This is a genomic window from Hydrogenophaga sp., from assembly GCF_019635465.1.
In the GTDB taxonomy this organism is placed as follows: domain Bacteria; phylum Pseudomonadota; class Gammaproteobacteria; order Burkholderiales; family Burkholderiaceae_C; genus Hydrogenophaga.
This window is the reverse complement of sequence record NZ_JAHBZK010000020.1, coordinates 83,405-96,061: the sequence shown is the minus strand read 5'-3', so window position 1 is coordinate 96,061 and position 12,657 is coordinate 83,405. Positions and strand designations below refer to the sequence as shown.

Below are 12,657 nucleotides of genomic sequence, written 5' to 3'. Positions count from 1 at the left end.
GCATCGACTCGTCCTGGATGCGGCCCCGCTGGTAGCCGGTCTCCATGGCGCCGAGCACGCCGCCGCGTTCGGCAATGCGCTCGAACTCCGACAGCACCGCCTCTTCGACCAGCTCGGTCAGCTCGTCGATGATGAAGGCACCCTGGTTCGGGTTCTCGTTCTTCGCCAGTCCCCACTCGCGGTTGATGATGAGCTGGATGGCCATGGCCCGGCGCACGGACTCTTCGGTGGGCGTGGTGATGGCCTCGTCGTAGGCGTTGGTGTGCAGCGAGTTGCAGTTGTCGTAGATGGCGATCAGCGCCTGCAGCGTGGTGCGGATGTCGTTGAAGGCGATCTCTTGTGCGTGCAGGCTGCGGCCACTGGTCTGGATGTGGTACTTGAGCTTCTGGCTGCGTTCGTTCGCTCCGTACTTGTCGCGCAAGGCCACCGACCAGATGCGGCGGGCGACACGGCCGAGCACGGTGTATTCCGGGTCCATGCCGTTGCTGAAGAAGAACGACAGGTTGGGCGCGAAGTCGTCGATGTGCATGCCACGCGCCAGGTAAGCCTCAACGAAGGTGAAGCCGTTGGACAGCGTGAATGCGAGCTGGCTGATCGGGTTGGCACCCGCCTCGGCGATGTGATAGCCGCTGATCGAGACCGAATAGAAGTTGCGCACGTCATGGTGCACGAAGTACTCGGCGATGTCGCCCATCACCTTCAGGCTGAACTCGGTGCTGAAGATGCAGGTGTTCTGGCCCTGGTCTTCCTTGAGGATGTCGGCCTGCACGGTGCCGCGCACATTGGCCAGCACCCATTCGCGGATCTTGGCTGCCTCGGTGTCGGTGGGCTCGCGGCCGTTGTCGGCCTTGAACTTCTCCAGGTTCTGATCGATGGCCGTGTTCATGAACATGGCCAGGATGCTGGGCGCAGGGCCGTTGATGGTCATGGACACCGACGTGGCCGGGTGGCACAGGTCGAAGCCACCGTAGAGCACCTTCATGTCGTCCAGCGTGGCGATGCTCACACCCGAGTTGCCCACCTTGCCGTAGATGTCGGGCCGCGGGTCGGGGTCATTGCCGTACAGCGTGACCGAGTCGAAAGCGGTGGACAGGCGCTTGGCCGGCATGCCTTCCGAGAGCAATTTGAAGCGGCGGTTGGTGCGGAACGGGTCGCCCTCGCCGGCGAACATGCGGGTCGGGTCTTCACCCTCGCGCTTGAAGGCGAAGGTACCGGCGGTGTACGGGAAGCTGCCGGGCACGTTCTCCAGCATCAGCCACTTGAGGATCTCGCCGTGGTCTTCGTAGCGGGGCAGGGCGACCTTGCGGATCACGGTGCCCGAGAGGCTCTTGGTGGTGAGCGCGGTGCGGATTTCCTTGTCGCGGATCTTCACCACGTACTCGTCGCCCGCATAGGCCTTTTGCATGTCGGGCCACTGTTGCAGCAGCTTGCGCGCGGCCGGGTCCTGGTCGAACTCGCGTTGCTGGGCCAGGTCGATGGCGGCCTCGGCGGCCTTGGCGCGCTCGGACTTGCCGATGCGCAGCATCTGGGCCGCTGCCTGCAGTTGCTGGATCTCGCGGGCCAGACGCGCCTGCGCATGCACACGCTGCTTGTAGCCCCGGACGGTGTCGGCGATCTCTGCGAGGTAGCGCGTTCGAGCGGGCGGCACCACCGGTGTCTGGTTGGTGCTGTGGCGCACCGCAACGGTGGGCAGACGGCCATCGGTGAAGACCATGCCGAGCTGGCCCAACCGTGGTTTGAGGGCCTGGTACAGCGCGGTCACGCCGTCGTCGTTGAAGCGGGCGGCCATGGTGCCGAACACCGGCATCTCTTCGGGGCGCTTGCCCCAGGCTTCCTTGTTGCGCTGTACCTGTTTGGCGACATCGCGCAAGGCATCCGCCGCGCCCTTGCGGTCGAACTTGTTGATGGCCACGAACTCGGCGAAGTCGAGCATGTCGATCTTCTCGAGCTGGCTGGCGGCGCCGAACTCGGGCGTCATCACGTACATGGGCACGTCCACGTGCGGCACGATGGCCGCATCGCCCTGGCCGATGCCGGAGGTCTCGACCACCACCAGATCGAAGCCCGCGGCCTTGCACGCGGCCACGACGTCGGGCAGGGCGGCACTGATTTCGCTGCCGAAGTCGCGCGTGGCCAGCGAGCGCATGAAGACACGCGAGCCGTTGCGCCAGGGGCCGATGGCGTTCATGCGGATGCGGTCGCCCAGCAAGGCGCCGCCGCTCTTGCGGCGCGACGGGTCGATGCTGATCACCGCCACGCGCAACGCGTCGCCCTGGTCCAGGCGCAGGCGTCGAATGAGTTCGTCGGTGAGTGAGGATTTGCCCGCGCCGCCAGTGCCGGTGATGCCAAGCACCGGCACCTTCAGGCCGGTAGCGGCTTCGCGCGCGGCCTGCAGTAGCGCGGGGTCGGCCTTGCCGTTTTCGATGGCGGTGATGAGTTGGGCCAGCGAACGCCAGGCCATCTCCTCATGGCCCTGCACCTTGGCCAGGGCGGTGGGTGCGTGCGCCGAAAGCTCGTGGTCGCAGCGCATGACCATCTCGCCGATCATGCCCTGCAGGCCCATGCGTTGACCATCTTCGGGGCTGTAGATGCGGGCCACGCCATAGGCCTGCAGCTCTTCGATCTCGCTCGGCACAATCACGCCGCCACCGCCGCCGAACACCTGGATGTGCGCGCCGCCGCGCGCTTTCAGCAGATCGACCATGTACTTGAAGTACTCGACGTGACCACCCTGGTAAGAGCTGATGGCGATGCCCTGCACGTCCTCTTGCAGTGCGGCGGTGACGACATCGTCCACGCTGCGGTTGTGACCCAGGTGGATCACCTCGGCGCCCATGCCCTGCAGGATGCGGCGCATGATGTTGATGGCGGCGTCGTGGCCGTCGAACAGGCTGGCCGCGGTGACGAAACGCACCTTGTGCTTGGGTCGGTAGTTGGCCAGGGCCTGGTAGTCGGCGCTCAACTGGGTCATGGTTGTCTCTCTTGGGCGGGTGAAACGGTATCGGCGCAGCGGGTCGCGATCATTCGATGCGCAGGTTCTTCAGCGCGGGGTCTTCGGGCGGGTAGCGCAGCTTGAGCCCCTTGAGGGTGTCGCGCACGATGGTGGCGATCATCAGGTTGCGGTGCGTCTTGCTGTCGGCGGGCACCACGGTCCATGGGGCCCAGATAGTGCTGGTGGCGCCCAGGAATTCCTCGTAGGCCTTCTGGTATTGCGGCCACTGCTTGCGCACCTCGAGGTCGCCCATGCTGAACTTCCAGTGCTTGTCTGGGTCGTCGATCCGGTCCTGCAATCGCTGACGCTGTTCGTCGTAACTGATGTGCAACATGAACTTGAGGATGACGGTGCCGGTCTCGGCGAGCAAGCGCTCAAAGTCGTTGATGTGCGCGTAGCGCTGCCGGGTCTGGGTCTTGTCGATCCAGCCGTTGACGACGGGCACCAGTACGTCCTCGTAGTGGCTGCGGTTGAACAGGACGATTTCGCCGGCGCCCGGCACGGCCTGGTGGATGCGCCACAGATAGTCGTGGGCGCGCTCGCGTTCGGTGGGGGCCTTCCAGGCCACCGTGCGCACCCCCAACGGGCTGGTGCGGGAAAACACGCCGCGCAAGGTGCCGTCCTTGCCGGCGGTGTCCATGCCTTGCAGTACCACCAGCAGCTTGAAGCGGGCGTCGGGATAGAAGAGGTTCTGGAGTTGGTCGATCTCGTCGGCCAGGGACTCGATGGCTGTCTTGTCGGTCGCCTTGTCGCCGCCGGAGAAGGGTTTGGCGTCGGGCGCCATGGCCTTGAGCGACACCGCCGGGCGGCTGGCCTCGGGGTCTATCTGCCAGTCGCGCCAGGGGCTTGCCTTGCGCGCGCGCAGAACCTGCTCGTCAAAAGGCAGGCGGGCGTCGCTGGTGCGTGGCATGGCGTCTCCGGTGTGGGGCACAAGCCTACCCCGTCGGGATGGGCTTGAATTGACGTTAACGTAAACGTCAATGGTAGCCGGTTTGGTGGTCTCGGCCAATCGGCTGATCGGCCGACCACTGTGACGCGAGCGCTCAGTTGTCCTTGTTGCGGATGAAGTCGTACACCGGCATGGCAATGCCTGCCAGCAGCACGATGATGAGATCGACCTGCTGCAGCTTGATCACATACGGCAGGAAGAACAGCACCAGAAGGCACAAGGCCACGAACTGGATGAGACGTGAGGTGGACATGGTTTCTCTCCCGCGGATCAATGGGCGGCCGCCTGAAGACGCGGGTGCAGCCAGCGCGCGGTGCGCAACAGGCGGGCGTCGCCTTTGGGGGCGCCAACCAGCTGCACACCAATGGGACGTCCCTGGTCGTCACCCAGCCAGGGGCAGGACACGCAGGGCAGGCCGGCGAAGGTCCACAAGGTGCACATCGATGGGTCGCCGGTGGACTGCAAACCCGACGGCGCGGCGCCCAGGGTGGCGGGCGTGACGATGGCGTCGAAGTGGTCGAAGTACTCGTCCAGCGAGGTGGCGGCGCGTTGCATGCGTTCGCGTGCCATCACGTAGTCGGGGCCGGTGATGGCGCGCGAGCGTTCCATGAGGGCACTGATGGGTTCGCCTACCTTGCCGCCGACCGTCTCGACCCAGGGCTGCAGATGGTGGGCCATCTCGGCTTCCATGACCGTCTTGTGCCAGCCCCAGGCGTTGGCCACCGAGGCATGCAGGTCGACGACCACCATGCAGTCCTTGAGCTCGTCGATCAGTTCTTCGAACGCGGCCTGGGCAGTGGGGTCCATGCGCTCCCATTGCGGCGTGCGCGCGAACATCAGCTTGGGTGGCAGGGGCGGTTCGGTGCGGCAGACCTCACCCAGGCGCATCGGAAACACCAGTGCGCCATCGCTGCGTTCGTGGCCGCCGATCATGGCCTCGGCGACGTCGGCCAGGTCCTCCACCTGGCGGGCGAACACGCCGACCTGATCCAGCGACGGCGCACACGGCAGCACACCGCCATTGAAGATCAGACCGCGCGAAGGCTTGTAGCCGAACACCCCACAGAAGGACGCCGGCCGGATCACCGACCCATTGGTCTGCGTACCGACCGCGACCGGCACCTGCCCGGACGCCACCGCGGCGGCCGAGCCGCTCGACGAGCCACCTGGCGTGTGACCGGGCACCCGCGGGTTGGTGGTGATCGTCGGCGTCATGTAGGCCAGCTCGGTGGAGCGTGTCTTGCCCCAGATGATGGCGCCGGCCTGGCGCAGTCGATGAACCAGGAAGGCGTCGACACTGGGCGTTCGCCCCATGGCACCCTCAAAGCCGAGTTCGGTCGGGTAGTCGGCCGTGTCGATGTTGTCCTTGATGCCGATGGGCACGCCGTAGAGCGGCGGCAAAGGCAGGCCCATCTGCCGCAGGGCGTCGAGGCGCTCGACCTGGGGCCTCACGATGGCCGGGTCCTGGTGTGCAAAGGCATGCACCTGGGGTTCGACCGCCTGGTGGTACTGCGTCATGGCGTCCAGGTAGTCCTTCAGTGCCATGCGGCCCGCATTGAGGTCGGCCACCAGTTCGCTGGCGCCGATCTCGTGGCAGTGTCGTGTCGTCAAGATTCGGGGCTCCGGTTCACTTGTTGCCGCCGCCCAGGAAGGCCGGGTCGACGGTGGCAGGCCCACCGCTGGCGGGCGCCTGGTTGGTGGATTCTCCGCCCTGCGCGGGCGCGTTGCTCTCGGGCGCCGCACCACCACCCAGGAAGGCCGGATCCATCACGTGACCCTCCTCGTCGGGTGTGATCTCGACCGGCGCGACCGTGTTGCTGTACATGAGGTCGGGCAGCCAGGTGACCAGCTTGGGCTGGATGTACACCAGCGCGATGGTGAGAAACACCATGCCCAGGAATGGGAAGCACCCTTTGAAGATCGTCCACAACTGCACGTGTGGCGGCGCGATGCCCTTGAGGTAGTACGCCGACATCGCCATGGGCGGTGTCAGGAAGGAGGTCTGCAGGTTGATGGCGATCAGGATGCCGAACAGCAGCGGGTCCACCCCGAAGTGCTCAAGCAGCGGCAGGAAGATCGGCACGAAGATGATGATGATCTCGCTCCATTCCAGCGGCCAGCCGAGCACGAAGATGATCAGTTGCGTGAGCAGCAGGAACTGCACCGTGTTCAGGTCGAGCGAGAGCATGAACTCCTTGATCACGCTCTCGCCGCCGAGGTAGGAGAACACGCTGGAGAACGTCCAGGAGCCGATGAACAGGTAGCACACCATGGCCGAGGTCTTGGCAGTGAGGAACACCGCCTCGCGCAGGCGCTGCCAGGTGAACGCCCGGTAGATGATGGCCAGCAGCACACCGCCCAGCGATCCCATGGCCGCGGCCTCGCTCGGGGTGGCCAGACCGAACAGGATGGAGCCCAGCACGGTGAGGATGAGCGCGGCCAACGGCACGAAGGCCGTGATCACCATGTACGCCGCCTGCAGGAAGCCGACGTTGGAGGCCTCTTTGGGTTTGGGCGCCAGCGACGGGTTGATCACGACGCGGCCGATGACATACAGCAGGTACAGGCCGGCCAGCAGCATGCCTGGGACCATGGCCGCCGAGTACAGCTTGACCACCGAGACACCGGCGGTGGCGGCATAGACGATCAGCATGATGGAGGGCGGAATCAGGATGCCCAGGGTGCCACCCGCGGCGATGACGCCGGTGGCCAGTCGCTGGTCGTAGCCCGCGTTGAGCATGGCCGGCAAGGCCAGCAGGCCCATGAGTGTGACCACCGCACCCACGATGCCGGTGGCGGTGGCAAACAACGCACAGGTGATGAGTGCGGCCACGGCAAGCGAGCCCGGCACACCCCGCAGCGACACCTGCAGGCTGGCGAACAGTTTGTCGAGGATGTTGGCCCGCTCGATGATGTAGCCCATGAACAGGAACAACGGTATCGAGATCAGCACATCGTTGTTCATCACGCTGAAGGTGTTCTGCGTGAAGAGGTAGAAGATGTTGTTGTCGAAGATGTTCTGGCCCGGCGTGTGGTACGCGTACACGCCGAACATGATCCCCATCGCCATCAGCGTGAAGGCGATCGGGAAGCCGAGGAAGATGAAGACGATAAAGAGGCCCAGCATGCACAGGGCGATGATCGGATCGCTCATGCAGCACCTCCATCGCTGTGTTGGCCGTGTTGTTCGCGAAGGGCCACATCCATCTCGACCACGTCCTTGCCACGCGGCGGCCAGCGCCCATCACGGATGCACAGGAGACACCGGCACACCTCGGCCAGGCCCTGCAGCAGCAGGGTCACGCCGGCCACGAAGATGATCATCTTGAGTGGCCACACCGGCACACCCACCGGACTGTTCACGCTCACTTCCTGAATGCGTGCAGCGTCCAGGCCATAAAAGAACCCGGCGAACACCAGCGCCAGCACGCCAGGGAAGTAGAAGAGGATGTAGAGCACCAGGTCCACCTTGGCCTGGGTCCTCGGTGTCCACCGCCGGTAGATGAAATCACCCCGAACGTGTGCGCCCTGCGCAAGCGCATACGCACCGGACATGAGGAACAACGCGCCATACAGCATGTAGCTCATGTCGTAGGCCCAGTCGGTCGGGTCGTTGAGCACATAGCGCTTGAAGACCTCGTAGCACGTACCTGCGGTCAGGACCAGCACGGTCCAGCCGAAGGTGCGCCCGATGGTCTCCGACAGGTAGTCGATCGTCCGGATGAAGGCAAGCATGGTGATAGAGAACGCCGTGGGCGAAAGAAAGGCCGCTACCGCCAGGCGGCAGCGGCCGAGGCAGGGCCGCGACCGTCAGGCCGGCAGCTTGGTCTTGAAGACGTGCTCGTAGGCGGTCTTGTAGTCAGCGTCGTTGAAGAAGCTGTAGTAGGCAACGCGGCGCGCCCAGTCCTTCTGCGAGGCCAGCACCTTCTTGAAGAAGGGATCCTCGGATTCGAGCTTGGCCACCACCTTGTCCCAGGCCTTGATCTGCGCCTCGAACACCGCCTTGGGTGTGCGAGACACCTTCACGCCGTCTTTCACGATGAGTTGCTGCAGGTCACGCGAGTAGTTGTCCTGCGCGGTCCAGGTGTTGGCGGACGACACGGCTTCTGCGGCGTACTGCAGCACGGCCTTGAGATCGGCCGACAGCGCGTTGTACTTGTCGCGGTTGAAGATGATCTCGAAGAACTCCATCGCCTGGTGGTACGAGCCCATCGAGTAGAACTTGGCCACGTCCTGGGCGCCGAAGCGGCGGTCGGAGGTTGGGTTGTTGAACTCGAAGGCATCGATCACGCCGCGCTCCATGGCGGGCACGATCTCGCCGCCGGGCAGCTGGGTCACCTTCATGCCGAGTTCCTGCATCAGGTCGGCCGCGAGGCCCACCGTGCGGTACTTGTAGCCCTTGAGTTCGGCTTCGGTGCGGGGCGGGGCCTTCTTGAACCAGCCCAGCGGTTGCGTCGGCATCGGGAAGGCGAAGAAGCCCTTGAGGTTCAGGCCGAGCTGCTTTTGCAGCTCTTCGTAGAAGTCCAGACCACCGCCACGCATCATCCAGCCCAGCGTCTGCTCGGCGTTGGCGCCCGTCACCGGGCCGGAGCCGAACAGCGAGGCCACCTTGGACTTGCCATACCAGTACACCGCCACCTGGTGGCCGGCGTCGAGCACGCCCTTGCTCACGGCGTCGGTCACCTCGAAGGCCTTGACCACCGCGCCGGCGGTCAGGTACTCAATGCGCAGACGTCCGCCCGCCATTTCATTGACGCGCTTGACGTAGTCTTCGGCCATCTCGTTGAAGATGTCCTTGGCGCCCCACGACCCCTGCATCTTGAGGACGACCGGCGATTGCGCCACCGCAATCATTGGGGCCGTCAGGGCCGCACCGGCTGCACCGGCTGCTGCAGCGCCCAGGAAGCGGCGTCGTGCGGGCTTGACGCCCGCGCCTTGAATCGAATCGCTCATGTTGTCTCCTGTGTGTTTATGCTCGCTGACGTGCCGGGCCCGCGCCCTCGTTCAGGTCACCTTGACGGCACCTGCATATGTTCGTTCGCATGCGAACAACGCACGATCGGGTTTTCCCGGTCCGCGTTTCCCCGCATGGGGCTTGTCAACTTTCTGACAGCCATCGATCTCATCGTTCATTCACCGCTCGCCACCATGGAACCGATCCAGCTCTTCGACCCCGCGTCCAGCACTTACACCTACATCCTGTTCGACCCCGACAGCCGCGACGCGGTGATCATCGATCCGGTCGATGACCAACTGCAGCGTGACCTCGACGTGCTCCAGGCCAATGGTCTGCGCCTGCTGTGGTCGATCGAAACCCATGCCCATGCGGATCACGTCACCAGCGCCGGGCGCCTGGTCGAGCACACGGGTGCGCGCTCGGCTGCACCCCAGGGGTGCGGCATCGGCACCGCCGCCATGCAGCTGCAGCACGGCGACGAGTTGCAGTTCGGTGCTCAGACCCTGCGCGCGTTGCACACGCCCGGACACACCGCGGGCAGCATGAGCTTCGTGTGGCGCAACCATGTATTTACCGGCGACACCTTGCTCATTGACGGATGCGGGCGAACCGATTTCCAGTCGGGCAGCGCGCGTGACCTGTACCGCAGCCTCACCCAGGTGCTGTTTGCCCTGCCGGACGAGACCATCGTGTGGCCCGGCCACGACTACCGCGGGCGTCAGCACTCAACCATCGGCCAGGAGCGTCAGCACAACGCACGGGTGGCCGGACGCAGCGAAGCAGAGTTCGTGGCACTGATGGACAGCCTGAACTTGCCAAGACCCCGGCGCATGGACGAAGCGGTGCCGGCCAACCTCAGTTCGGGCTTGCGCCACGACGCCGGTGGCGATGCATTGTTGGCCCCGCGTCCGCCCGAAGGCGCCAACGCGGGCACCTACGCCGGCGATGTCCCGGCCGAACTGGCGTGGCAGTGGGTACAGGAGGACCGTTCGGTGCTGGTCGACGTGCGCACCGACGCCGAACGCGAGTGGGTGGGGTTCGTGCCGGGTGCGGTGCCGGTGGCCTGGAAACAGTGGCCCGGCATGGCGCCCAATCCGGACTTCGATGCCCAGGTACGCGCCGCGGCCGAAGGCGGTAAGTCTTTGGTTCTGCTGTGCCGCAGCGGCGTGCGCTCCATTGCCGCAGCCCAGCGTGCGACGGCGCTGGGCCTGACGGCCTACAACATCCTTGAAGGTTTCGAGGGCGATCCGGACGAGCAGGCGCACCGCGGTGTGAAGGGTGGGTGGCGCAAGCGCGGCTTGCCGTGGCGGCAGAAATGAAAGCGCTCTGAACCACAGTCGCTGCGAAAAAGAAACACCTCCCCGACCTCCGGTCGGCTGGACAAGCCGAAACTTGAGTCGAAAGCGTCACAACCCCTGTCAACTCTGACAGGGTTCGTGCGAAACATCACACATTCTTTTTTTCAATGGAGTCTCTTGTCCTTCTAGGAGAACTCCATGGAATCGTTGGGAACGGTGGATCGTGCGGTGGTTCGGGAGCCCGCCCTCAATCCCGCTTTGCGCGCCCGCATCGAGCGCGACTTCATGCCCCGCTGGCAGGGAGACTGGGGCGGCAAGTTCGTGCTGCACGGCAGCCAGCCCGGCCCCAACGCCGTTCGCCTGGATGGCAATGACTACTTGAGTGTTACCGGGCACCCCGACATCGTCGGTGCTCAAGTGGCGTCGCTGACGCGCAGCAGCGAATTCGTCGTCCAGTCGGGCGTCTTCCTGTTGCAGCAACATCCCTCGCGTGCGCTGGAGCAATCCCTGGCCGAATGGGTGGGCAAGGAAGATGTGCTGGTGTGCCAGTCGGGTTACGCCGCCAACGTCGGCCTGTTGCAGTCGATCGCGGGTCCCGATACCCCGGTGTTTCTGGACACCATGGCCCATACCTCATTGTGGGAAGGTGCCCATGCCGCGCGCGCCCAGGCGCACGTGTTCCGCCACAACGACCCCGAACACCTGGATCGCGTGCTCGCGCGCAAGGGCCCGGGCGTGGTCGTGGTCGACTCGGTCTACAGCACCACGGGTGCCTTGTGTCCCCTGCTCGAAATGGTCGAAGTGGTGGAGAAACACGGCGCCATGATCCTGGTGGACGAATCGCATTCGCTGGGTACCCATGGCCCCAATGGCGCAGGCCTGTGCGCGGCGCTTGGATTGACCAACCGGGTGCACTTCATCTCGGCCAGTCTGGCCAAGGCCATGGCGGGCAGGGCAGGGTTCTTCACCATGCCGGCCAGCATGCGCTACTACGTACTCAGCTCCAGCTTTCCCAACATCTTCAGCTCGTGCCTGTTGCCGCACGAGGTCGCGGGCTTGCGCGCCACGGTGGACGTGTTGCAGCGAGCGGACGCCCAACGGGAGCGCTTGTTCGCGATCACCCGCCGCCTGCGCGAGCACATCACCGACCTCGGGTATCCCATTCACCAGGGCTCCGAGCAGATCATTGCGCTGGAGGCGGGCACCGAGCTGGCCACCATGCAGTTGCGCGATGAGCTCGAAGCCCGGGGTGTGTTCGGCGCAATCTTTTGTGCGCCGGCCACCAGCCGCAACCGCGCCATGGTGCGGTTGACGCTGAGCGCAGCGCTCACCGATGCGGAACTCGACCACATCGAGGCTGTGCTGGCGGAAGTGGCACCCATCGTCAAGCCCTGGGACTGGCCGATTGCCCGCCGCGCCCGCGCGGTGGCCGCCGACTGATCCGGCGATCCGTCCGAAAGACCACCGCAGGGTCAGTGATCCTGCACGCTGCGGTGGTTTTCTTCCTGCAGGAAGTTGCGGTACGGATAAATGGGTTGCGGCAGGTCGGTCGCGGCCAACGAAAACACCGCCGCCATGAGGAGGCCGTCTTCGCCAATGGGTGTGGCGGCGCTGGTTCGCACCGATCCGCCTAGCCCAAGCTGCTGGTGCAGCTCCACCGCGGCCAGGCGGCGCCCCTCGCGGATCGCCTGCACTACGTCCATGCCCAGTGCCGCTGAGGCCGCGAGCTCAGCCAGGTCGCCCAGACTGGCGGCGGGCTCCAGCTGCAGCCACTGCACGCCACCGTCGGCATCGATCCCCAGCAAACCGAACGGTTCGCCGATCACCACGTACTCGACCCAGTGGTGGTGCGTGTAGTCACGCAACCACTGCGCCACCGACGGAATCTGCAGCAGTGACACCTGGTGTGGCCGCAGCACGCCGCGCCACATGGTGTTGAGCCGCGGATGCGGCGCCTGCGCCAACCGCTTGAGCACGCCCAGCAGGTGGCGCGTGATGTCGGTGGCCTGCTTGGGCACGAACTGGTCGATCAGCCCATTGTTGAAGGCCTGAATGGCAATCTGCTCGTCGGCCTGACCGGTGAGCAGCACACGTGAACCGGGCCAGTCGAGCAGGGTGTTGAAGACGCTGAGGCCGTCGGTGCCCGGCATGGCGTAGTCCACCACGCAGATCTTGGCCAGTCGATAGCGCTCGGGCCGCGCCGCCCAGTAGCGCAGGATTTGCGGGATCAGCGCCTGGCCCTGGCGCCAGCGCTCGATCATCTGCAATTGCTGGGCGGCGTCGGCCTCCCAGTGGGCGGGCTCGGCCTGCATCCGCGCCAGGAACCCGGAGGGCCGCGCGTACAGCTCGACCTGGGTTTGACCGGGGACCACCATGCCCAGCATTTCAAGGTAGTCCGGGTCGTCGTCGAGAAACAGGACGGCGCCGGGGCGCTGGAACAGGGAAAGCGTCAGTGCCATGG

Annotated in this window: 10 protein-coding genes and 1 pseudogene; 3 read left to right on the top strand and 8 right to left on the bottom strand. The window is 65.2% G+C overall.

Features of this window, described 5'->3' with window-relative positions:
• The 7 genes from icmF to KF871_RS16995 form a co-directional block, all read right to left on the bottom strand.
• Positions 1-2,971, bottom strand: a 2,971-nt coding sequence (gene icmF / locus KF871_RS17025; RefSeq protein WP_291145258.1) for a fused isobutyryl-CoA mutase/GTPase IcmF, incomplete at its 3' end; no start/stop codon positions are given.
• A gap of 49 nt (positions 2,972-3,020) precedes the next feature.
• The gene (locus tag KF871_RS17020; RefSeq protein WP_291145256.1) at positions 3,021-3,902 is read right to left on the bottom strand and encodes a PPK2 family polyphosphate kinase; all 882 of its coding nucleotides are present in this window, start codon (positions 3,900-3,902) and stop codon (positions 3,021-3,023) included.
• 133 nt (positions 3,903-4,035) lie between these two features.
• Complete coding sequence (locus KF871_RS17015) at positions 4,036-4,194, bottom strand: hypothetical protein (protein ID WP_291145254.1); 159 nt, start codon at positions 4,192-4,194, stop codon at positions 4,036-4,038.
• Positions 4,195-4,211: 17 nt separating this feature from the next.
• A complete protein-coding gene (locus KF871_RS17010) occupies positions 4,212-5,552 on the bottom strand; it encodes an amidase (protein ID WP_291145253.1) in 1,341 nt (446 codons plus the stop codon).
• A gap of 16 nt (positions 5,553-5,568) precedes the next feature.
• Entirely contained in the window at positions 5,569-7,095 is a 1,527-nt protein-coding gene (locus KF871_RS17005) for a TRAP transporter large permease subunit (protein WP_291145251.1), read from the bottom strand.
• A complete protein-coding gene (locus tag KF871_RS17000) occupies positions 7,092-7,676 on the bottom strand; it encodes a TRAP transporter small permease subunit (protein WP_291145248.1) in 585 nt (194 codons plus the stop codon). Before KF871_RS17000 ends, KF871_RS17005 begins: the two co-directional genes overlap by 4 nt.
• 75 nt (positions 7,677-7,751) lie before the next feature.
• On the bottom strand, positions 7,752-8,894 hold the full coding sequence (locus tag KF871_RS16995) for a TRAP transporter substrate-binding protein (RefSeq protein ID WP_291145245.1): 1,143 nt from the start codon (positions 8,892-8,894) through the stop codon (positions 7,752-7,754).
• Positions 8,895-9,089: 195 nt separating this feature from the next.
• Here KF871_RS16995 and KF871_RS16990 point away from each other — a divergent pair.
• The 3 genes and pseudogenes from KF871_RS16990 to cqsA all read left to right on the top strand — a co-directional run.
• A pseudogene (locus KF871_RS16990) lies at positions 9,090-9,770 on the top strand (MBL fold metallo-hydrolase); the annotation flags it as partial.
• Positions 9,771-9,794: 24 nt separating this feature from the next.
• Complete coding sequence (locus KF871_RS16985) at positions 9,795-10,217, top strand: rhodanese-like domain-containing protein (protein WP_291145266.1); 423 nt, start codon at positions 9,795-9,797, stop codon at positions 10,215-10,217.
• Between the two features lie 177 nt (positions 10,218-10,394).
• Positions 10,395-11,636, top strand: coding sequence for an alpha-hydroxyketone-type quorum-sensing autoinducer synthase (gene cqsA / locus KF871_RS16980; protein WP_291145243.1), 1,242 nt, complete (start codon positions 10,395-10,397; stop codon positions 11,634-11,636).
• Between the two features lie 32 nt (positions 11,637-11,668).
• On the opposite strand, the gene KF871_RS16975 is transcribed toward cqsA, so the two are convergent.
• Positions 11,669-12,655 (bottom strand): response regulator, encoded by a 987-nt coding sequence (locus KF871_RS16975; protein WP_291145241.1) that lies wholly within the window; start codon positions 12,653-12,655, stop codon positions 11,669-11,671.
• Positions 12,656-12,657 lie beyond the last annotated feature (2 nt).